The organism is Candidatus Seongchinamella marina (genome assembly GCF_026262685.1).
GTDB lineage: Bacteria > Pseudomonadota > Gammaproteobacteria > Pseudomonadales > Halieaceae > Halioglobus > Halioglobus marinus.
On sequence record NZ_SHNP01000008.1, the window covers coordinates 1 to 23,019 of the forward strand.

Annotated in this window: 18 protein-coding genes, 1 pseudogene and 1 CRISPR repeat array; of the genes and pseudogenes, 4 read left to right on the plus strand and 15 right to left on the minus strand. The window is 51.3% G+C overall.

Going from position 1 to position 23,019, the window contains the following annotated elements:
• The coding region (locus tag EYC87_RS17655; RefSeq protein ID WP_279254046.1) for a hypothetical protein at positions 1-228 on the plus strand (228 nt) is incomplete at its 5' end.
• A 166-nt stretch (positions 229-394) separates the two neighbouring features.
• The gene (locus EYC87_RS17660) at positions 395-667 is read left to right on the plus strand and encodes a hypothetical protein (RefSeq protein ID WP_279254047.1); all 273 of its coding nucleotides are present in this window, start codon (positions 395-397) and stop codon (positions 665-667) included.
• Between the two features lie 318 nt (positions 668-985).
• Here EYC87_RS17660 and EYC87_RS17665 read toward each other — a convergent pair whose 3' ends face one another.
• The 15 genes and pseudogenes from EYC87_RS17665 to EYC87_RS17740 all read right to left on the minus strand — a co-directional run bounded on the left by EYC87_RS17665 (position 986) and on the right by EYC87_RS17740 (position 18,230).
• The gene (locus EYC87_RS17665) at positions 986-1,345 is read right to left on the minus strand and encodes a hypothetical protein (RefSeq protein WP_279254048.1); all 360 of its coding nucleotides are present in this window, start codon (positions 1,343-1,345) and stop codon (positions 986-988) included.
• A gap of 90 nt (positions 1,346-1,435) precedes the next feature.
• The gene (locus EYC87_RS17670; RefSeq protein WP_279254049.1) at positions 1,436-3,076 is read right to left on the minus strand and encodes a S8 family serine peptidase; all 1,641 of its coding nucleotides are present in this window, start codon (positions 3,074-3,076) and stop codon (positions 1,436-1,438) included.
• Between the two features lie 63 nt (positions 3,077-3,139).
• On the minus strand, positions 3,140-4,027 hold the full coding sequence (locus EYC87_RS17675; RefSeq protein ID WP_279254050.1) for a phage tail protein: 888 nt from the start codon (positions 4,025-4,027) through the stop codon (positions 3,140-3,142).
• A 680-nt stretch (positions 4,028-4,707) separates the two neighbouring features.
• Positions 4,708-5,136: direct repeats of the CRISPR family, unit length 36 nt; unit sequence GTTGTTGTCAGAGCTCAATTCCCTATCTGATACAAT.
• A 59-nt stretch (positions 5,137-5,195) separates the two neighbouring features.
• Positions 5,196-5,501, minus strand: coding sequence for a CRISPR-associated endonuclease Cas2 (gene cas2, locus EYC87_RS17680; RefSeq protein ID WP_279254051.1), 306 nt, complete (start codon positions 5,499-5,501; stop codon positions 5,196-5,198).
• A gap of 17 nt (positions 5,502-5,518) precedes the next feature.
• Positions 5,519-6,427, minus strand: a complete 909-nt coding sequence (cas1, locus tag EYC87_RS17685; protein WP_279254052.1) for a type II CRISPR-associated endonuclease Cas1 — start codon at positions 6,425-6,427, stop codon at positions 5,519-5,521.
• Positions 6,417-8,279, minus strand: coding sequence for a type II CRISPR RNA-guided endonuclease Cas9 (gene cas9 / locus EYC87_RS17690; protein WP_279254053.1), 1,863 nt, complete (start codon positions 8,277-8,279; stop codon positions 6,417-6,419). Before cas9 ends, cas1 begins: the two co-directional genes overlap by 11 nt.
• Positions 8,280-8,563: 284 nt before the next feature.
• On the minus strand, positions 8,564-9,238 hold the full coding sequence (locus EYC87_RS17700; protein ID WP_423243985.1) for a 3-hydroxyacyl-CoA dehydrogenase family protein: 675 nt from the start codon (positions 9,236-9,238) through the stop codon (positions 8,564-8,566).
• A gap of 48 nt (positions 9,239-9,286) precedes the next feature.
• On the minus strand, positions 9,287-10,981 hold the full coding sequence (locus tag EYC87_RS17705) for a CocE/NonD family hydrolase (protein WP_279254054.1): 1,695 nt from the start codon (positions 10,979-10,981) through the stop codon (positions 9,287-9,289).
• 394 nt (positions 10,982-11,375) lie between these two features.
• Positions 11,376-13,193: a DUF3604 domain-containing protein gene (locus EYC87_RS17710; protein WP_279254055.1), complete on the minus strand. Its 1,818-nt coding sequence runs from the start codon at positions 13,191-13,193 to the stop codon at positions 11,376-11,378.
• Between the two features lie 122 nt (positions 13,194-13,315).
• The gene (locus EYC87_RS17715) at positions 13,316-14,110 is read right to left on the minus strand and encodes an SDR family NAD(P)-dependent oxidoreductase (protein WP_279254056.1); all 795 of its coding nucleotides are present in this window, start codon (positions 14,108-14,110) and stop codon (positions 13,316-13,318) included.
• A 46-nt stretch (positions 14,111-14,156) separates the two neighbouring features.
• Complete coding sequence (locus EYC87_RS17720; protein ID WP_279254057.1) at positions 14,157-14,996, minus strand: SDR family NAD(P)-dependent oxidoreductase; 840 nt, start codon at positions 14,994-14,996, stop codon at positions 14,157-14,159.
• A gap of 36 nt (positions 14,997-15,032) precedes the next feature.
• The gene (locus EYC87_RS17725) at positions 15,033-16,208 is read right to left on the minus strand and encodes a sulfotransferase (protein ID WP_279254058.1); all 1,176 of its coding nucleotides are present in this window, start codon (positions 16,206-16,208) and stop codon (positions 15,033-15,035) included.
• Between the two features lie 48 nt (positions 16,209-16,256).
• Positions 16,257-16,394, minus strand: a pseudogene (locus tag EYC87_RS17730) (nitroreductase/quinone reductase family protein); the annotation flags it as partial.
• Positions 16,395-16,431: 37 nt separating this feature from the next.
• The gene (locus EYC87_RS17735; RefSeq protein WP_279254059.1) at positions 16,432-17,415 is read right to left on the minus strand and encodes an alpha/beta hydrolase; all 984 of its coding nucleotides are present in this window, start codon (positions 17,413-17,415) and stop codon (positions 16,432-16,434) included.
• 179 nt (positions 17,416-17,594) lie between these two features.
• A complete protein-coding gene (locus EYC87_RS17740; RefSeq protein ID WP_279254060.1) occupies positions 17,595-18,230 on the minus strand; it encodes a TetR/AcrR family transcriptional regulator in 636 nt (211 codons plus the stop codon).
• Positions 18,231-18,471: 241 nt separating this feature from the next.
• On the opposite strand from EYC87_RS17740, the gene EYC87_RS17745 reads away from it, so the two are divergent.
• Together EYC87_RS17745 and EYC87_RS17750 are read left to right on the plus strand one after the other, a co-directional pair.
• Positions 18,472-20,916, plus strand: a complete 2,445-nt coding sequence (locus tag EYC87_RS17745; RefSeq protein WP_279254061.1) for a TonB-dependent receptor — start codon at positions 18,472-18,474, stop codon at positions 20,914-20,916.
• Positions 20,917-21,126: 210 nt separating this feature from the next.
• The gene (locus tag EYC87_RS17750) at positions 21,127-23,001 is read left to right on the plus strand and encodes a DUF3604 domain-containing protein (RefSeq protein ID WP_279254062.1); all 1,875 of its coding nucleotides are present in this window, start codon (positions 21,127-21,129) and stop codon (positions 22,999-23,001) included.
• Positions 23,002-23,019 lie beyond the last annotated feature (18 nt).

Consider the following 23,019-nt stretch of genomic DNA (forward strand, 5'->3'; position numbering starts at 1 on the left):
ATATCCTTGACCGTCTTTTCGGTGTTTGACATGCTCATGATGATGCTCCTGTACTTCAGTTTAAAAGTAGCAGAAGTCTCTCTTAGCAAATCAAGTCATTTGGTACCATCGTGGCTGACGGGATACATATTACTGCCTGATCCTATTCCTTGGGCTGGGATTGAGGCCAATCATAGAGAGACTGCGTCTTATAGAGATATCACATCATCTGCTATCAAAGCCGTTTGAAAAGAGACGGGCTCGCGAGGCAATGCTCCGTGAAGTCAAGGCAAGACACGATGCGCATGCGATATCACACCGCCATAGACACAAGCTCAGCGATGATCTCCCACCAAATTGGTAACGCTAATTAAGCATTCAGTAAACAAATTTAGGACAACGTAGAGGTTTATCCATGCCAAAGAAGGTTGTGAGTTGCGAAATTGAAGGCCAGACTCTTGAGGCGGTCAATACATGGTTTGGTGGGCTTCGTCTGAATCTCAATGGGGAGAAGGTGGGAAGCTTTAAGCCGAAAATAGCTCCAGAAAAAGGCGTGCCCGCGATCACTGCTATGGTTGATCTTCTTGGTGGCCGGAGTAGCAGGGTCGAGGTTTTTGCGAAAGCGACTACGTATGTGCAATTAAAGATTCATGTTGACGGTGTTCATGTTGCTGGAGACGCATTTTAGTCACATATCCATTTCTTATTATATATTTCTGTGATTATTGGTTGATTGCCTGTATCTCTGTAGTACCTTGAACAAGATTTCATCCCTGGGTTGAGCGCACTGTGGAAAACACTTTCTATTTCAAAGTATAAGCAGGATTAACGCTATCTTTTCGGTCAATCCATTATAAGCAACGTTCCACTGGCAACCACTTATCGCGGACCAGGCTGTTAACTATTAGTATAAATGCACTAAGTGGGCCATAAAATGCCCCTAAAGTCCGTAGCTTTCGCTAACGAAACTTTTTCAAACCGTACAAAACACCGCCAGCCTCTTCCGTTAGCAGCTTTTGTCATCACACTCCCTGTATTTGTTAGCCGTCGAAGAGACTTGTCTGGGGAGGGGCCCGAGGTTCCGGTAACTGATTTGCTGTGACTGGTGCCAGGAATTTGGTCTCCAGATGATCAAGGATTTTGCTGATGACCAGCTTGGATGATCCTCTACGCCATTCAGGTCGCGCCAACATCGCTGTTCATAAAGCGCGTCGTGAAAAGAGAGATGGGAGAAGGTGTAGGTCTTTTCTTTTTCCTTGTCGTCTTGCCCGCCACCTCCTATGTTGGCGCCACCTGGATCGCCAACAAATATTTCTAAGGCTTCATCCATTGCTCCCGGTAAGGGCGTTTTACTCGAACGTGCCATTCCAGGAACGTTCGCACACGGTGAGGCAACTTTTCTAGTTTAACTAGATCGACCCTGTAGCGAGTGGGAGTAGGCGGGGAGCGACGAAACTCAAGTTTCTTCGGCGGAAATGGATTCGACCTTCAGCCGGAAGCCCTGACCCTGATTTTTTAGATCTGACACGAACCATACCAGGGCCTCGGAAACAGGTGCGTCAATCGCTTTTGGGACATCTGTGCCCGAGACCACTGCGATGATTGGCGCTTGTGTTCCGTTACCAGCAAACAGGTAGACCAGATCGGTACGAGGTTCAGTATCGAGAAATTCAAAGGTGAAGCGGAGGTGTTCACCGGCGGGGGCCCTGACCAGCCACCGGCAGTCGGAACCGATCGCGTATTCCTGGGCGCCGCTACCGTCCTCAAGCACTACCGGAGTGTTGCGCTCATAGCTTTGGGGGCAAAAGCGGTTCTGCAGTGATGTTGGCTCGGCCTGAAATGCAAGCATGGGCCCAGGTGAAGATGAGGGCGGGTCAGCCTGTTGCCATCGGATACGCAGCTCCGTCACCGCATTGGTGATGGCGGGCATATCCGCGATTTTCCCGGCGTACAGCCCTCGACCCGATTCGGCCTCCCGGAGATCAACCGCTACTGAAGTTCCGCTTCCAATTGGCACATCAGGCGTCAGCGTAATGCGGTCAAAGTAGCCCTCGGGCTCCAGCAACACGCCCTCTTCGGGGGCATTTGTATCCAGAAACAGATAGCCCTTGGGCACCGATGTGCTGGTAATGCTTGGCAGTTGACCGAGCACACAGTCCCGGGATGAAGACATATCGAGACGCCCCGCCCCCAGTCGTCCCCGCTCAAACTCTTCTAGCTGGGTATGAGGAACTGCACTGGCAAGCAGACAGGCGCGAGTGAACCCTGAGCCGGGGGCCGTGGCCTGTGCCATGGCCACAGCCGCAGCAGAGGCAACCAGTGCGGCCGCAGGTGACGTCCCGCTGCGCGGCACCCGCGCGGTTGCGTCACCAACTGTGAGCGATTGGACATCTGTGCCGCGCGCCGCGATATCAACGAAGCCACCGTAGTTCGAAAGCAAGGCCCTTTGCTCTCCATCCAGACCGGCAACCGCCAGAACGTCTTCATGGCCCGCGGGGTACATAACCTGCTCGGTGCCCAGGTTACCCGCCGCAGCCACCAGCAGGGCGCCACGTGCGGAGGCAGCGGTCAAAACCGCGGCTTCCTCCTCGGTAATTGCCGGATCGCTCCAGGCCATCAGAATAACATCGGCCCCCTGGCGAGCGGCGTATTCGACCCCTGCATAGGCCTGACTCAGAGCAAGATCTTCAGACGTATCCGACAACACTTTTACCGGCATGAGTCGTACCCGGTGCGCTTCGGGCCCCAATGCCATTTGGCTGTAACGACGTATCAGGCCGGCAAGGTGTGTACCGTGATCAAAGCCGATGCGATCCGTCGGCGGACTTGGGTCGGCATCACCGTCGGCGAAATCCCAGCCCACCGCATCATCGACCAACCCGTTGCGATCATCGTCCACACGGTTATTGGGAATTTCCCTGGGGTTATGCCAGATAGAATCGGCAAGAGCAGGATGATCGAGCCAGATGCCATCGTCGATGACGGCTACTACTACCTCGTGGCCCGGTGAGGATTGAGCGTGAGCTACAGGTACCAGCAGGCAAAGGCCCAAAAAAGCCACGTAGCCTGGGAATGTGAAGCGATGAGAACAGTTCACGTGGTTCTAAATCCGAGAATATGGCGGCTGGTCCAGGCCAGCCGCCCTGTCAGCCGGCTACAACTATGGTGTCTGAGGTGGCGATACAGAGGCACCATGATTGTGTAAGGGCATCTGCTGGACAGTAAGGGTTATAATCTCCCTGCCGCCCTTCTGACCCAACCTGCGGTCAGTAAGACCTGGGCCATTTCCTGCATGCAGCAGAGTCCTGCCACGCATATCTGGCAGGGCGAAGGTTGTTCGCCCATCGCCTCCATAGATGGTGCCCAATATAGAGAATAAAGCCGTGTTCTGACTAATAGACAACAGCTGGCCATCACAGAGCGCCCAGTTACGCGGCGCAAAATTTCCACCAAAGAGACTTATCTGTCCAATAAGAGGCTGCTCTTGGCTGCGACTGGGGAAAATCCCCTGAAGCGCGATAATGCAGTTAATCGTGACATAAGGCATCATGTTATCGTGCGGTTGGCCGCCTCCGGTATTGGCAACGGCTATCGACAGGCTCTGGTTGACCCACGTACTCTGATTTCCATCCCACATCAATACATTGCCGTTCGCCGTCGCGGGGTTGAGGCCTATATAGTCACCCGTCGTGTCGGATTCGATGATTAGCGGTGAAATGACGCCATAGGAAGCGCCCGGCTCACCCTGGGTCCCTGGCGGCCCTGGCGGCCCTACGGGTCCGATTAGGCCCTGATCGCCTTTATCACCCGGATCTCCTTTATCGCCCGCATCGCCCTTATCGCCTTTTTCACCCTGTATCCCCTGATCTCCTTTTTCGCCCTGTGGGCCCGCAGGAATGAGATCTATCGCCCCTTCAAGCGAGTCAAAGTTCTCGTTGAACTTCTCTGCTGAAATAACCTGCCCATCGTAAAAAACATGAGGCACCTCGGTCTCAGCAACGGCAAAGCCGCTGACAACCATAAGGCTCAGAAAGATCAGTCTGATCATGTCAACTCTCCTTGACGCGCATAAGATAAACAACAACCCACAAAGAAGCTGCCAGGGTTACTGTGGCCCACAAAGGCATGAAGGGAACGGGGGTGGCTTGGACTACTCCAAAAGCAGCCTCACCGAATCGCGCAAAACCAAAACGAGGTAGGCCTTGCGCAAACGCTAGCGCAGAAAAGAGCAAAGCCAATAGAGCAAAGAGCCACTTCATCGGATAACGCTACCACGGAAAGCAAGAAACCAGCAAGCAAAAACAGGACTTAGCTAATATGGTGCCCGGAGCCGGACTTGAACCGGCACGATCGCAATGATCGGGAGATTTTAAGTTCTCTTTACTACGGGATAACCCATCTAAATACATCTTTAACCCATTGTTATTATGGGGTTTTTATTTTTTAGGGTTTTGTCTGGCTGTATTGAACTGGGTTATTTGTGTCAGCAGGTTGTCAGCAGAAACACCCCCCGGGGAGGGGGTCGGGTCTAGTCAGCTGGTAGGAGTACCCTCCTCCGTTTTCAAAAAGGTCGGGGGAGCCTTGACGCATCATCTATTTCAAGAGCCCTTCTAAGGCGTAGTGGGATCAAACGATAGGAGGGCGGCATAGTCTTAACCTATTTACTCGATTTAGAAGAGTTCGAACTATTCATAGTCGCATCGTAGTCGCTGAGCTCGCAGTAAGTCTGTTGTTGTCAGAGCTCAATTCCCTATCTGATACAATTCATTAACGCGGCCCAAATCAGTGACCCTAGTTGTTGTCAGAGCTCAATTCCCTATCTGATACAATTCTCTGGAACTCGGCATCTTGATGTATCTGTTGTTGTCAGAGCTCAATTCCCTATCTGATACAATAGATGTTATCTATGAGAAGCCTGAATGACTGTTGTTGTCAGAGCTCAATTCCCTATCTGATACAATCCGACAGTGTGATGACAACCCCACTACCTGTTGTTGTCAGAGCTCAATTCCCTATCTGATACAATTCGTCGTATCTGGACATATCCATCTCCCAGTTGTTGTCAGAGCTCAATTCCCTATCTGATACAATCGCTTTGGTGGTAATGCTCGCAATCGTGATGTTGTTGTCAGAGCTCAATTCCCTATCTGATACAATAGACACTTGAGAAGTCACTGAAAGTAAACGACAAACTGCTGATTTTGGAGGATCACATTTCAAAATAACTGGTACTGCGGCTCGGTCTTTCGTATTTTCCTACCACGATTATCAAAACTAACGATGTTTTCGTACTGAGCATCGGTGAACTGCAGAATATCAACTTTCCCACGATTGGGTAATCGTCGCGTGATTCGTTTGATATGGGCAGCAGCGACATTCTTTGAACCACAATATCGTAAATAAACAGAATACTGGGTCATCTCAAATCCGTCATCGAGCAATTTAAAACGAAATTGTGCAGCGGCCTTGCGCTGGGCCTTTGTTTTTACTGGTAAATCAAAGGCCAAAAGTAACCACACCACGCGGTTTCTCGGGCTACTCACTCGACGACCGAGTGAATGCAGAGCGATGTCGGAAGGCGCAGCCGCTTGACTTCTGATGTAGTCACCGCTACCAATGAGTGAGCAATTCTTGTCGTGGCCTCAACAAGTTGGTAACGACTGTCGTCTATTAAAATCTCTTTCTCGACTATCCCAGCCAGCGTTTTCTTAATAGCTGGAGTCAGGCCCTCAGACTCCACACTGTCTCGCACGCACACCACTTGAAAATCTACAAGTGGCCTAAAAACCTCCATCAGATCATCAGCAAGGCGAAAACTCGAGTACTTGTTACTATGGTGCAGAGGAATATTTGGATGCAAACCTGAGCCTGCTATCGCCCTGCAAACACAAGAGCGCAGAATCGTGTAACCGAAGTTTAATGCTGCATTAGTGCCTGGCAGCTCGCGGTTGCGACGAAAATCAGTCCCAAACAGAGAAGGCCAATATACCTGAGCCGCGACCGCTTCACGATTATCGCCATCCCCGGAACGGACTTCTTTGAGTAACCGATCTAAACGCTTAGTTGATTTATCGAGGGCGGCTAATACCTCTATTTGGCCACGTATCTTGCTCCGTACGATATCTGCCCATATTTGCCGTTTCGTTGCTTTTGGAAGCGCGATCTGGAAATCGATGCGCTGGGCTTCCAGCGAGTGACTGTCAGCCGGCCAAAGCCATGACGCTGGTTGATAGTTTTTCCCGCAAGAAACCAGCCAAATATTCTTCGATGCAAGGCGTACGATCAGATCATTGCTGAACGTGATTCCGTGAGCTGCAATAATGACAGCGCATATGTCATCCAGAGCGACTCGAGCCACCTCTTGACCCGATTCTGATATTTTCAGAAACCCGCGAAAGGCACTTAGATGTCGTCCACTTGTGGAGATTTCAATTATTCTATTTGCCATACCTATTTGTCGGATCTTTTACGGCACCGATAACATCGATAAATACGCGCCGAGCGTTAACCTTGCGCAGCGAGTTGGGGCTTTTAATCACATACTTAAAAACGTCGTTCTTGTCACGGTTTCTCGCATCGACATTTGATTCCGTAAGAGCCGCAAAGGATATTTTTCCACTGCTAAACGTCGCAACCCGCATCAGTGTATCTCGACCGTTGTAGTCAAACGCTACAATGTCATCTCGACACAACCTCATTACGAGTGGTCGACCGTCATACGAGATCCGCTTGCTTTTTCCGTCGTCCAAAAACTTCCTGTAGGCCGCTTGATTAGCCTCGAAACTACTAATAACGCGACCACCCCATTTGCCATTTTCTAAGTCTTCTATCTCATAGCAATAGTTGCCATCACCTTTGTAACCCTTGTAGGGCGTACCGCCAGCGTCTTCAATGGTAATCACGCTCATACGCTCTTCAACGGTACATTTTTTAGCTCTTGATTTTTCCACAAACTCCAACAGCGCTTTTTCATAGGAAAGAGTTGCATTCTTTACGTGAGCCTGAATTGCAGCGACCAAGATTTGGTCAGTGACTTTATCTAAATCTTTTTCTTTTAGAGCACTAATGGCTTTACGGTATCGTACTGTCGATACGCCACGATCATCAGGCGGGCTTACCAGTCCATAAGCAGTTTCGTTATGAAGCGCTGCCTGGACGCCGTGGTCCGGCTTGTATGAGACTACTAGCCGCTCTATCGAGGCTTTTACATCGCTGTAAAAACTCTTCCAAGGTGGCTCCATGGCATTAAGCCGATCAGATAATCGCTCAATATCGCCTCTACTCGCATAGTAACTCGCAGTTTTTATGAGTGACGCGTCTGTAAGTGCAACCACCACAGCATCGATAGCATGGTGACGATGATCATGTCGATTTTTTCCCGCCTCTTCGCTCAGTATTTTCTCAAGAGAAAGCGCGCGCCGAAATAACGCTGTCAAACGGCCTGGAGACACACGCACTTGCGAAGGATTGCAAATGGCCGTTAGGTATTGCCTAGCGACGCGTGAAATATAAGCGGTGTCGTTGAGCTGACGCGCCAACCATTCATCCCCACAAAACTTGGAACGCGCATCTGGAGCGAAGCGTCGCTGCTTGTTTACAGGGAGTCGATGTGCGCGATCCAAAATATCGTCCCAACAATACCCACCTTGATCATCACCAAAGGCTTCATGCGGTGTGCGTTTACCCTTATCGTTATTGGCCTTACGAGTCGCAAGCGTCTTATTGCTCTGCGAGTCATCAAGGCAGTCGGCAAAGGGTATAAGGTGCTCTATCTGCACATCTGCGGTAAATAACGACTGGATTCCTATGCGCTTTCCACTGAACGGACAACAACGGTCCATGGGATCCTCGGCCAGCTCCTCCCACAATGTAAGGCGCAGTCTGTTATCGTAGGTATTCTTCTGACCCAATTCCGCTAGACGTTCGCCGTGTCGTTCATTGCGCTCCTGATTCTTTTTCTGAGTTTTCTGAAGCTCGCGCTTTGCTTTTTGACTCAATTTAAGATCGCGAACAACTTCGATGTGAATTTCATCGGGATGTCCGTATTTTTTTACGATGGCGTTTATAACTTTGCGAAGTTGGTTTAAGGCGACATGAACAGTGGGGTTTGCAATACGTCCGTATTTTGCCTCATCCGCATTACTTGAATTCGCTATCGGCGTGCCGGTGTATTGATGCAGGATTTCTCCGTAGTATGGCAGCTCCCTGTGCCACTCTCCCGTATAACGATTGCTGTGTGCATATCCAGCAAGACCACACGCTTTAAGTATAAGCAGGATTAACGCTATCTTTTCGGTCAATCCATTATAAGCAACGTTCCACTGGCAACCACTTATCGCGGACCAGGCTGTTAACTATTAGTATAAATGCACTAAGTGGGCCATAAAATGCCCCTAAAGTCCGTAGCTTTCGCTAACGAAACTTTTTCAAACCGTACAAAACACCGCCAGCCTCTTCCGTTAGCAGCTTTTGTCATCACACTCCCTGTATTTGTTAGCCGTCGAAGAGACTTGTCTGGGGAGGGGCCCGAGGTTCCGGTAACTGATTTGCTGTGACTGGTGCCAGGAATTTGGTCTCCAGATGATCAAGGATTTTGCTGATGACCAGTGGATCTTCGATGCTGGCGATAATTTTCACTGCTGCGCCGCAACGATTGCAGATATTGATATCGACCTTGAGCTGCCTGCATCCTGTTTGCTAAGTGCCCCTTCCTCTCAGTATGCAACTGTATCGCTTGCTTACCCAAAGACCTGTAAAATTGCAACGTCAATTCAAGAGTATGTTCTGAGGTTTCATCACCGCCAACCACTTCAACCAGCGGCAACAAATTAGGGGGATTAAATGGATGGCCGATGACGATGCGATCGGCAAGAATACTACCTTCCTGTAGGTCCGAAGGCATGATTGTCGACGTTGAAGATGCAAAAATGCATTCGGGTTCGACGTGGGCTTCGATAGATGAAATAAGCTCTTTTTTGGCCTCTAATCTCTCAGGACCACTCTCTTGAATAAAGCTCGCTCCACTAACTGCAGCCTGAGGTGACGAAGAGACCTCCAACTGGTCATCGTTAAATTTGAGGTCGGAGGATTCAATGCGCTCATACACATCAGGTGAAGGATCCCAAACATTGACCTTGTAGTCGTTGCTCAAGAATGCCTTCACCCAGCTCAAACCGATGACACCACAGCCCAAAATTGCAACCGTCATTCTGTCGTTATTCATTATGTCTTTACCAATACCAATAAATAGACTATCCACTTAGCCAACTGCACGAGCCAGTGGTCTTTTTTACAAAAATATAAACACCTAGCGAACCGGCAGCGACAACATGCCACCTAAGATTTCCTGCTGTGCTACAGCAGGGTTTACTACCGTCGACCAGTTACCCTCCACATTTGGATGAGCATTGAACATCGGATAGTTAGATGATGAGATATCCAGGCGTAGTGATGAGCCAGGTTGAAATTTCCACTCTATCGGCGTCAGATTAAACTCAAGCTCAACAACAGAGCCAGCGACATATGGCTGCTTGTGAATTGAACCATTTCGATAACTCAAAGAGGTTATATCGTCCCGGATATTGATCACCCGCCCATCGGATAATTTCTCTTGCACTTTGACGGTAAAGGCACTGTCAGGTGCATCTGATGAAACGTTGATAAGCACTTTGATACTGCCGGACAAGGTAGGCGGTTCGTTAAGAACACCTGACTCAAATGACATTACATCATCTCGAAAACAATTATCATCACCCTGCGCTACAGCTCCCCCGGAGTAGAGATTATATGATCCCCCTATCGTTTTAACCGGCTCATTGGGATTGTAATGATAAGAGGCTTTACCTGAGCCAACAGGCCGGCTAAACCCCAATGTGCCACCATCGCAAGTAACCGCACCGCCTAAATTGCCCAGGTATAAATCCAACGTGCCTGTTTTTTGCGGCCACGAGGGAAAGTGATTCCAACCATTATCCACGTTGTCTTGCAGGACGTATCCCGATTCTGGCAGTTGCTCAACCACCTGTCCTTTGAGGTGAACATCGAGCCAATCAAGTGTCATTTTAAAAGAGTATCCATAGGTATTTATAAATTCCAACACTGAATTTTGCCAAACATGATTGCCATTTCTAATCATGAGCAGGCTACGGGTGCGCTGGGGGAGCTCATCAAAGACTTTAAACTGCCCATTGAGGAAGAAATCGTGCCACGCCCCCATCATTAGTACGGGCATCGAGGCATTTTTGTGCGCATTTCTAGTAAGCGAGTAAGCCTCTGAACTCCAGTATTCCCCGACCTTGTCTGTATTAGCCAAATAGTCTTCATACCACTGCGCGTCTCCCCTTAAGAAAACGTCGTTGTTTTCAATCGCGGGGCGATGCGCTGCCATTTCTTCAAAAGATGCATCAGGAAGGTGCAGGCTTTTCGCCCATTCCGTCATGACCCCCTGAACAAAATGACCATTCCTATGGATAATTTCATACCAGTCTCCATGAGAAATATCTGCCACAACGGTTTTAACCTCTTCTGGCATCTGATCGATCATGGACCACTGAACTACACCCAAGTATGATGGCCCGAGTGTAGCGATATTGCCATCCTGCCAGGTTTGCTTAAGCAGCCAATCTAATGTTTCAAGCCCGTCACTTCTTTCGCTAATGACCGGATACCAATCGCCTTCAGAGTCATGCCGCCCGCGAACGCCCTGATGCACACAGGCATAGCCATAACGTACTTTCAAGCTACAAGTCGAGCGATTGTAAGGATCGCGCATCAGAATCACCGGCCAGGGGCCCTCACCTGCTGGCAGGTAGACTTCAGCGTCAAGCCGAACACCATCACTCATACGCACCTGAACCGTACTGACGCTGCCAACTTCGGTCTCGAATGCCGGCAAATCGAGAGCGAACCGCACCACATCCCCCCGGTTGATATATACAAATGTCAGTAGTAAGCCGATTACCAGTAGGAGCGATGCTATTATCTTGAATGATTTACCCAACATTTTTCTGCCTCATAGCTGTATAACGCAGGCCTTGCCGTATACGAAAGACACGCGATAAAGTCTTAGACCATCATGCCGCGATCAATACGAACGTCTATGCCATTAATATGCACCGCTTCATCTGAGACCAAAAAGGCGATATGAGAAAATGCGCGATACCCGGATCGTGCGCGAACTGGGCGATAAGTTGACGCAGTATTTTGCATCCTATTCCAACCCTAAATATGATCTTTGGCAAGGAGGGGTAGCCAAAGGCAATACACCCAAAGTGGGTATGTGGTTAGAGCGTAATCCCTGGCCGTGGATCAAAAACTGTTTAATGATTTTGTGCTTAACAATGCGTCTGAAGAAGTTTGTGCCGAGTAGCTGAATTCTTCGATCCTGACCGACAGTCCTACTGCTTTTCAATTGCATTTCCTGAATACCATATGGGTGAGGTCCAAGCGCGTTCCTGTGTTGTAAATGGAGTAGTTTCAGCATCGCACCAATTGGGTCTTCCTTGACCTTGCGACGAAGCACACAACCAGCCAGTAGACCGGCAACTCGGGTTTTCGACTACACGGGCGTAATACACAGCATCCTGCTCACTATCAAAATCCGGGTCCTGCCAGGTTCCGCATAATTGGCTATGGCCTGGCCCCTCTGGCTGGCAATCGTCGACGTCTACCGTTGCCGTATTGGCACCACCCGCAACATCGAATACCTTCTGGTGAATGTTGCCATCGCTATCAGCCCAGCCTTTAACAATCTGTGCACGTTGCAGTAAATTACCTGGGTGTTCGCTTGTTCCACTATCCTGTTGCGCCATTAGCAAAAACTGTGGTGACGTGTTTTTGAGTGAGGTTGAATCCAGTGTGCCGCCCATCGGTACTCCTGCCTGATAGGCCTTGCTCACAGCACCTGGATCTTCACACAAGCTGGCTTCAAGTGTATTGCCCGCGAACATACGGATGCGCATGCGTGGGCCACTGGTACCGTAAACTTCGCGTCGACGCAGTGCGTCAAAAATCGACGAGCGGGTATTCTCTTCTGCCCAGACTGCCACTAATCCGCCTGCGGTGCGGCCTGGGCGCGGATTGGGTTTACTCCCGCTTAAATCGCTGCGCCACTCTTCTACTGCTCCGGGCGCACCCGAATGGGTGTCGGTACTACCGATAAAACCTAATTTGTAAGGGTTAACGCCCAATCGCTGCTTTTCTTTTAAACCTTCCACCAACGCATAGCGTCCATAGTCCAGGCGTGACACACAACCTTCGTTCATTAACGCGCCGCGAGATACACCGGCTTCGCAGTCCTCTGTGCCAGCTTGTCGATATTTTTCCCAGTCACATAATTCGTCGGTGCCACCCAGCACGTTCCACATACCGTTGCGACATTCCGAGTCACCTTTAATTTGTGACATTTCCAGTACAGGTTCCATTGCAGCGCGCAATTCCGCCAAATCGGCTTGCTGTTGTAAGCTGCTGCCAGGAGGGTAACTAACAGTAAACATGTTGCCATTCGACAGGTTCGGGTTATGAGGAATAGAAAGTACATCGCAGCCGGTACCCGCGTCGATACATTCATCCTTTAAACGCTGCCAGAGTATCTGTACGTCGGGCTCTACCGAGTATGGTATCGGCTCGGTCAGCACCGAGGCATTTTTGAAAATAATATTACGGTGCACTTTGGACCAACTGGGTGTGGCGGTGTATTCATAGGCCACAAAAGTTGTGAAGTCGCAGGATCCGCTGTCATTGTTGAATTGCGCTGCCATTTGTTGCGTATTTTCCCAAACAGTTTTACGCGCCTGTCGACAGAGCGATCCGTCGTTTCCACATATGTCATCGCTGACAAGCTGCCCGCCTGTTTTCTCGAGAAGAGTCTTGATGTATTTTTTAATGTCGGCTTTGTCCGCTACGATAGGTGCCCGGAAGTTTTTGCAATCTTGCGTATTAAAAGCGGGCGAGCCGCTAGTAGTACATAAATTAACGGCTCCGGAATCTGAAGCGTGGTCGGTTATTGCGGCGAAATCCAGCGGGCGGTCAAGCTGTGTTTCTATGCCAAAGCCTGGCAGGAGAATTTTTTCGCCACGGGCGAATTGATAGGCCTCTGCAACGCCTACTCGCGTACCCGACATATAGGCATCGACCGACTGGCTAGTATGCACGTGAAGATCGCCCCAATAAACATCACGCAGTGGGTTATAGTGATTGCAGCGATCAGCTCCCACTGTTTGTGCTGTTACCGTTTGAATACAAAAACCTAGTAATAATGTGTATAGCCACACTCGCGGCTTTCGCACACAAGACGTTAAACCCTGCAAATAACGCGTAACTACCATCTGTCCACTACCTATTTTGGGCCACTCATAATCGCCAACACACCACGTTGGAGTAAAATACCCCCATCAATGTCGAGTACGATTCCGGTGTTAAAACTGCCGGCATCGGAACAAAGAAATAGTGCCGATAAGGCAACGTCTCTCGGCTTACCAATTCTTTTCATCGGTGTCCATGCTGTCAAACCGGCCTCGACACCAGGGTGGGCTTCCCTGAGGTTTTCAAAATCGGGGGTTTCGATGGCTCCCAGCCGTAAACAGTTCACGCGAATGTCGGGAGCCAGTTCATGCGCTAAATTGCGCGTCGCCTGCTCCAGGGCCGCTTTCGACGCAGCGTAAGGGATACAATTGTCTTCTGCCACCGAGGACATACCCGAAGAGATATTCAGGACCGAGCCATTGCGTTCGCGCAGATGCGGAACGGTCATACGCACCAGATTGAGCGCTGCAATAAAGTTCAGCTCCATCGTTTGCACGATAAAGTCACGGGTTAACGATTCGGTCGGGCCGTGCCCGCCACCCCCCGCGTTGTTTACAACGATGTCGATACCACCAAATTCCGACACTATAGTATTCACCATTGATTGAAGCTGGTCTTCACTGGTGACATCGCAACTTATTGCCTTGGCACTGCCACCTGAATCGGCGATCTCGGCAGCGGTAGCATCAATTTCACTTTGTGTCCTCGCCAGACAAATCACTGTCGCACCTACTTCAGCAAAAGCCAACGCAATTCCCTTGCCAACTCCGCGGCCAGCTCCTGTAATAATGGCAATTCTGTTTTCAAGTTTAAAATTATCAAGAAGCATAAGATAAATCCTTCGAATGACTAAGTAAGCTATGTGAACACAGGTTTTAATCCTGCGTTTTAAGGTGCAACGTACTCTTCAGGTTGCTTGATATTTTTTCTCCCAGAATACGCACAGCCGCACCGCGATTGAGCAAGCGCGACATTATGAATGTATCGATCGCTGTTCGCAGGCTGGGCCTGGCGCTGGCTTTTTTGCCCAACGCCGAAAGTGCTGCCCGGGCCGTATCTGCTGGCAACATAACGCCCTTCACTTTTTTGTTTTCTTTTAACTTGGGGTTACTACGCCGAAGTCCGGGAGTATTGGTTGGGCCTGGTGCGAAGGAGAGCACATCGACGCCTTGCTTGCCCCATTCGTACCAAAGCGCCTCTCCTAATACCAGGTTATATGCCTTGGTAGCAGAATATTGGCCCACAAATGGCGTTCCGTGATACGCAGCGTCCGAAGCAATTAATATGACCCCGCCACGACCGCGCTCCAACATTTTTCTACCCAGCATATAAGTAATTTGCATCGGTGCCGTTATGTTGACTTGAATACTTTTTAAATGCATATCGATAGCGGTGTCTGCAAACGGGCCAACCTGGCCAAATGCAGCATTGGAGACAAATAATCCTATTTCCTGACCCCCTATCGCTGCCAACGCCTTGTCCAGGTAATTTGTATCCGACAGGTCTACTACCTGTGTTTTGACTTCTACCGCATATTGCTGGCGCAGTTTTTCTGCTGTGGTCTCAAGCGTCTCCTGCTGTTTATCTAACAGCAATAAATTTAATTGGAGCTTTGCCAGCTCTTCGGCAAAGCTTGCCCCCAGGCCTTCTGCTGAACCGGTGACCAAAGCCCAGGGGCCGTATTTGGAAACGAATTCTGCTGTTTCAATTGCCATGGTGTATACCTCTCTTGGTTTTTCTGGATAAGGTCCTTACTCTTCAATGTCTTTAGCCCAGCCAAAGCGCTCGAACAGATCACCAAATTCTGTATCTATCCAGCGTTCGTCGAGGCCAAATTCCTCGAGGCTATAACGAAATGTCGTACTGTGTTTTTTCTGCTTGGTTCCCAATGTCTGTAAGGCATCAAAGTACCGTTGTGTGACCGGCATATCGAGATCTCGGTACACCGCTTCAATTGCCGCCGCAGGGTCAGCCTTTAGCATGGCGTAATGCAGAATGGCGTAACGCGTACCGGGGTTATTATCAAAAACCTCTAGCGGGTGACGATAGTTGTACACAGACTGTTTGGTCAGCATATCGATACTTGCCTGCACACGCTCAGGACTCCAACCCATTTGCTTCCAGCCGGAGGAGGTGAGTTTTATTAGGCTGGGTACCGCCTCTCGCGGGTCTCGCAGGTTCAACACAAATCGTGCATCGGGAAATACATCGATAAGAGTTTGCGTGCGCCCTGTCCAATAAGGATTTTTCGACAAATGTACTTTGCTGCCACCATTCAGGCAAAGCTGCCGGCGCACCAGCTCCTTATAAAAAACCATTTGCTTGTGGCCTTTTTTTTGTCTTCTTTTTACTGTCTCCTTGCCTGGCCAAGTATCCACATAGTAAAAATCGAGTTCGCCCATCCACGGCATTTTGGTCATCCAGAGTCCCGCGGCCATGGAATAAAAGAGTGAAATATCATCTTCTTCGGGTAGGCACAGGCCCATCTCGTGCATGTGCCGCGATGGACCGTAGCGTTTTTCCTCAAAGCGTTCGACCATACGACCTAACATTCCACCCAGCCAGGGTCTGTCGATAGCCGCGATGGCACGAATAGCTTTCTTTTGCAGCAGCGAAGGGAAATAACACTCCCACAACAAAAACGAACTGAAACGCCCCTCATCCCGGTCCATAAGGCGGAAGGTCAGGGTAGTGCCTGAACGTCCGTGACCGATAATAAACACTGGATTACTAACATCGGTTCGTCGCAGCGATGGAAATAAAATCGGGTCAAGCGCAAAGCAGATAGCGTGAAAGGTAGAAACCAGGGGAACGTAAAGCAGTAACATCGCCAGGTAATAGCTGCGCACACGCAATGATGGCTCGCCCCAGGCAAGGCGCAACATTTTAAAATAATTATCAAAATCGAAGTAAAATAACATGGACATAAGTTTTGGTGCCAGAGTGGTTTCGACTGAGCGCATCTTGCCTCATAATTAATTGTGCGGTTCACATAAAAACACCGGAATATTTCTATCTGTGCGCGTCTGGTATGAATCGTAGTCGGGATAGATACTATTCATGTGCGACCAGAGTTCGCGCTTTTCATCATCACTCACCTGCCGACAGTGATATTTGGCTTTTTTACGGTACTGCTAGCCACGGCCGGGATCAGTGATACAGGGCCCGGCGTATGGCCTCGGCCGACATCTCCTGGATGCGCCGGGCGCGCTCAGGTGAGCCCATAAAGCCGTGCAGGGCGCCGTCCTCCCGATGCAGGGTGACAGGTACGCCGGCCTGCCGCAGCATGTTGGCGTAGGCCTCCCCCTGGTCGCGCAGGGGGTCGAACAGGGCGGTGATCACCAGCGCTGGCGGCAGGTCGGCGAGATCGTCGGCCAACAGCGGACTGACATAGGGATGGGTGCGTTGTTCCACCTTAGGTACGTACATGGCCATCACTTGCCGGATACCGTATACCGTCAGCCCATAGTCGTCGCCGGTTTCGTCGTAAGAGGGCCAGTGGTGGGTATCGCTGAGATCGGTTGAGGGTACGCTGAGCATTTGAAAGCGCAGTGCCGGCCCCCCTTGGTCGCGGGCCCGCAGGGCCACGGCGGCGGCGAGGTTGCCGCCTGCGCTCTCACCGCCGACGGCGATCCGCTGTGGGTCGCCGCCAAGGCTGGCGGCGTTGGCGTGCAGCCAAAGCAGGGCAGTGTAGCTGTCGTCCAGGGCTGCGGGAAAGGGGTGTTCGGGGGCGAGCCGGTAGTCCACGGAGACGACGATTGCTTCTGCCATGTGGACGAGGTGAGTCTGCATATCGTGGAATGCGAAACCGTCGCCCATCCACCAGCCCCCGCCGTGGATATCCAGGTACAGCGGCAGGACTCCATCCTTCTGGGGCCAGTAGATCCGAATGGGCAGCGGCTGCCCGTCGGGGCCGGGAATCTGGCGGTCCTCGAAGCGGACGTCAGGATGGGGTTCGATCGCGGAGAGCATTGTCTCCACCATCTGGTTGGCCCGCACCCTGGCGGCGGCGTCGTAAACCGCCGGCGCAGCTTGCAGCGACATCGCCTTGGCCAGCAGGGCAGCGCGGTAATCCAGTCGGCCGAGGGGGGTGAAGGTCCAGCTCCAGCTGAGTGCCAGGGCGACCAGCAGCATGGCCACTATACCGATAGACAGTAGTTTCACTAGTTGGGCTGAACGAGGTCGTTTCATGCGCGATCCCATTAAAGTGATCTCTTTAAAATATGAACAATAAAGAAACCTCTTTACAATGTCAACGGCATCGGCAACAGCTAATGAAAATGCGGCAAGGCAAAAATGGGTGTTGGATCCAGTTAATCAGCACCTGGTTCAGGTGAGCTTAAAACCGTCGTCAGCGTCGTTATCAGATGCTCCCTGAACATCTTTTTACCACCAAACACCTGCCGAATTTCCCTGGGGCTCATGCGGGAGACCAGGCACAGTTCGTTTACCAACAGCAGCGAGTAGGCAATCATACGGGGATAGATGGACTGCGGTCGCAAGTCACCCAACTGTTTGCCAATCAGCTTGAGGCTAAGGCTGCGGAGGTCTTCCCGTCGAGGTATCAATGCCAGGTTCGTAGATTCGCTGTTCAGCTGGGCCATGATCTGCAGGTACCTGGCGCCTCTCACATCATCGAGCTTGCGGAGATAGGGTGTGACAGAGCATGCTACAAAATCACGAATGCTGACGGGTGGCTTCATTTGTTCCAGCAGTAGTTGCAATTCGGACTGGGCGAGCGCGGAGTGCTCCTCGATGATTTCATCCAGCAGGGCCTCCCTGCTGCCGAAATGGTAGTGCAGGGCCGCTGTATTTTTTTGATTTGCTGCCTGGTTGATCTGGTTCAGCGATACTGCTCTGCAGCCTTGTTCCGCGAACAGTGCTTCTGCCGCCTCCAGGATAGCCTGACGACCTTTACTTTTCCTGGTTTTTTTATCCTGGGAGGGCATTACTTAAATTCTCTTCTGGATTAAATGTAGCACTTCATCAACTATTGCCGATGCTCTTGACATTGTAAAGAGGTTCCTTTATATTTTATAAAAATAAAGAGATATCTTTAATAGTGTCCTGTATGAAAAAGTCGCGTTTGCCTCTGTCCCTGCTTTTATCTGGTGTGGTCTGGATTGACTCGGCTGTTGCTGAAGAGCAACCGATGATCCATTACTTGCAGTAATAGCCAAGGAAAATATTATGTGTATAACTGCTAAAAGAAACCCCCTGTTGTCGGCGCTGGTGGCTGCCGCGTCAGTCCTGACCGCAGACGTCGCTAGCGCCCAGGCTCAGGTTATTGAAGAGATAGTGGTCACCGCCAGAAAGCGAACAGAAAGCATGCAGGACGTTCCCATGGCCGTGAGTGCTTTCAACACCCAGCAATTGCAGGACGCCCAGGTCAACAATATTACCGATCTGCAGAGGATGACGCCCAACATCACCGTCAACGAAACCAGCGGCCTGCTCTCGGGCAACGTGCAGGTATTCATCCGCGGTATCGGCAATGACCCCGGCTTCGACCAGGGTGTGGGCATCTACGTCGACGACGTCTACCTGAACCGTACCAGCGGTGCCCTGCTGGAAGTGTACGACGTGGCGCGTATCGAGGTATTGAAGGGCCCCCAGGGCAATCTTTACGGCCGCAACACCATTGGCGGCGCCATTAAGTATGTGAGCCGGGAACCCGGCGATGAATTTGAAGCGGGCCTGGAAGCCAAGGTCGGCTCCGACGAGCTGGTCAAGATCAAGGGCAATATTTCCGGCCCGCTGGTGGACGGCAGGCTCTTCGGCGGCATCGGATTTCTGGCACAGGAGCGGGACGGCTACCAGACCAACCGCTTCGATGGCAGCGAGTGGGCGGATGCCGATTCCTGGGCGGCGCGTGGCACCTTGTTATGGCAGGCCACCGATGCACTCTCGGTGAAACTGGTGGCGGATTACAATAAGGATGAATCAAAGCCGAGCATTCCCAACCGGGCTGCTATCAACGAACCAGGTATTATCGCTATCTCTGACCGTATAACCGGAGCCAACGATATCTACGGCCCGGGTACCGCGATTCTCGATACTGCCAGTGATATGAGTATGCCGGTGGATGAAGACGACGTGAATACCGCCCACCTGTTCCCGGGCTTCAACGTGGCGGAAATCGAAACCAAGTCTCTGGCTGGAACGGTCACCTGGGACATCAACGATGCCTGGACCCTGAAATCCGTCACCGCTTACCGGGAACTGGACAACCCGCGGGCCTTTGATTTCGATGGCAGCGACCAGTTCTTCATAGAAAACACCTTCCCCGAGCTCGAGAGCGAGGAATTCAGCCAGGAACTGCAGTTGAATTTTTCCGGTGACACAGTCAACGCGCTCATGGGTCTTTACTACCTGGATGGCAGTTTTTCAGCCGCGAGCGAGATCGATACGAGCACCCGATTGCGGTTCTGGTCTGACCACAAGTCAGCAACCTACCAGGACGATCGCGATCTGGAATCGATTTCCGCCTACGCCAACGTGGAGTGGAATTTCGCCGAAAACTGGCAGCTGTCTATCGGTGGTCGTTATACCGAGGATGAAAAAGACCAGGATATTCGAGCGTTCGCGGAAGAAACCTTCTACCCATTTGCGTTCACCATTGCCCCCGGGGTGGATATTCTGGGGATTGGCGAGGGGTCTGAAGAACTCGTGGAATCACACCCACAGTTCGTGACCTGGTTTCCCAATGATCTAGCACAGTCGTTGATCGACAGCGGCGTACCGACCGATCCGCCGCTGACCAGTTCGCTCATTACGCGAGTGACCACAACGACGTATCCAGTGGACCTGATTGCCGATGACAAGTGGGATGAATTTTCCCCAAGTGTCAAACTAACCCATCACCTGGCCGACGATACCATGGTGTACGGCGGCTTTGCTTCCGGCTTCAAGTCGGGCGGATTCGCGAGTGACGGCAGCCTTGCGCTGCCCTATGAGCCGGAAATCGTTGACAGTTATAGCCTGGGATTGAAAACGACCTTGCTGGAGGGCAGTCTGCGGCTGAACGCGGAACTGTTCTACAACGATTATGAAGACAAACAATTGTCGACCATAGAAGTAACCGAGGACGGCGAGATTAGTAATACCATCGACAACGTGGGTTCGGTAGAGTCCTTTGGTGGTGAAGTGGAGATTCTCTGGTTGCCTCCCGTCGATGGTCTGACGGTGAACCTGAATGTCGGCTACCTGGACAGCGAAGTGGATGAATACCTGGAAGCCAACGAGCAAGGGGAGATTGTCGATGTGTCCGACGACCGGGAGCTTGGCTTTGCACCGGAGTGGACGGCACAAGGGCGGATATCTTACGAATTTGGTGTCGGCAACGCCGGCACCCTGCTGATCTCCGGCGATGTCGCCTACCGTGATGAAATGTATACGGATTCACCCATCGACACGACCGATGAATTCCGGACCCAGGCATTGTCGGATTCGCTGACCACGTACAATGCGCTGGTGGCCTTCACCACGGAAGATCAGAAGTGGCGCGTTGCGCTTGAAGGCAAGAACCTGAGTGACGAGCGCGAACTGGTGAATACCTTCACGCTGATAAATTATATGTTGGGCGGTTACAACCGTGAGCGCACCTGGGCTTTGTCGGTGGCTTATACCTATTAAGCCAGGGGCCAGCAAGCGCTGGGGTACTAATGTAGAGAAAGAGGCAGAGCGTAGTCGAGCTATTTTAGCCTGCGAAGATGCTAATCACATTAATGGTGACCATATTCGAGTTGATGGCGGTTTAATGACCGAAAAACCGCTCTCAATGCCCAGTGTTTCTCGTAAAGCAGCCGTCTCAGCCCGCATGCCTTATCCCAGGGCAGGAGTAGCATGAAAAATAGACCGAACATCGTAGTATCTGTAGTGGCACTGGTATCAATCCTGTTAACTTCTGTGCTCAACGCCAATGAAGCCAAACGACAAGCCTATTTCGGCGAACTCCATTTGCATACCGGCTTGTCTACCGACGCGTACATTAACGGCACGCGCAAACATCCCGACACCGCTTACCGTTTTGCGCAAGGTGACCCGGTTATGCTGCAGGACGGCCAGTTCTGGCAGTTAAGCCGCACGCTGGATTTTGTTGCCATTACCGACCATGCAGAATCCTTTGGCGATTTACCGCTGTGCCTGCAACCCGATAACCCCGCCTTTCGCTTGCCGATTTGTAAACAGGTACGTGCAGGTAACCCCGTTGCCTCGCAGCAGTTGATTGGTCGTTGGCAGATCACTTCCGCGCAGCGACATGCCGGTATATGTGGTGAAGATGGCAGCCGCTGCACTGAGACCGAAAAAACAACCTGGCAAACGTTACAGGAATCGGCCAATAGAATGAACAAGCCCGGTGAGTTCACGGCGCTTATAGGTTATGAGTATTCCCCGGTCATTCTGTCGTACAGCGGTACCAGCAAGGTACACCGCAATGTGATATTTCGCGGCGACCAGGTACCTGGCCAGGCGTTTAGTTCCTACGATGGCACCATTGAACAATTACATGCATGGCTCGATGAAACCTGCAAGGAACCCTGCCGTGCACTGACCATTCCGCACAATACCAATGCATCGGCCAGCCGTATTTTCTGGCCGGATAAAAATTCCGATGGCACGCCATGGACTAAAGAAATCCTGGAACGACGCACGCGGCTGGAACCATTGGTTGAACTTTACCAGGGCAAGGGTTCATCAGAGTGTCATCCCGGCCTGGGAATGACCGACGAAGAATGTGGTTTTGAACAATGGGTGCCCAATTGCAGTGAAGATAACCTGTTGGGTTGTTCGACCACCAACGACATGGTTCGCGATACCCTGGTGCGCGGATTGGCGGTAGAGCAGAAGTGGGGAATTAACCCGTTTCAGCTGGGCTTTGTTGGCAGTACCGACAGCCACCTGGGTACCCCGGGTGCCACCGAAGAAAACGACTATCGTGGACAGCTGGGTTATCCCGATGATTCTCCGGCGCGCCGGTTGGGTCTCGAGAGCTACTACGACTATGAAGGCAGGGAAGAGGTCAACATGGAAGAGGGAGGTTGGGGATTTATGGGACCGACCAAGTTTAGTCCCGGTGGGCTAGCGGTTGCCTGGGCCGACGACAATACTCGAGAAGACATCTGGGATGCTCTGGCCAGGCGAGAAACCTATTCAACCAGTGGCACGCGAATACAGGTTCGTTTTTTTGGTGGCTTTGACTTTGACGGTGACGCACACCAGCGAAACAACTTTATCAAGCAAGGTTATCGCAAGGGTGTACCTATGGGTGGTGAGCTGGCCGCGGCTGCCGACGGGCAGTCGCCGACATTTATTGTTGCTGCACTACGCGACCCGCAAAATGCACCACTGCAAAAACTGCAAGTGATCAAGGGTTGGGTCGAGAACGGTGAGGCGCGCTCGGCAGTTTACGATGTTGCCTGTGCCGGGGGAGCACAACCCGATGCTTCGACTGCACGTTGCCCGGCCAGGGAAGCAAGTGTTGACCTGAAAACCTGCGCAATAGATGAAACACAAGGTGACGCACAGTTGGCTACAACGTGGACTGATCCCGATTTTAATGCCAGCGAATCGGCACTGTATTACGTGAGGGTGTTAGAGAATCCCGTGTGCCGTTGGAGTACTTATGACGCCAGGCGTGTTGGTGCCGAGCTACCAGAACATGTACCGGCAACCATCAAGGAACGGGCCTGGACTTCGCCGATTTGGTATAAGCCTTGAGAGGATAGACGCTAGTGG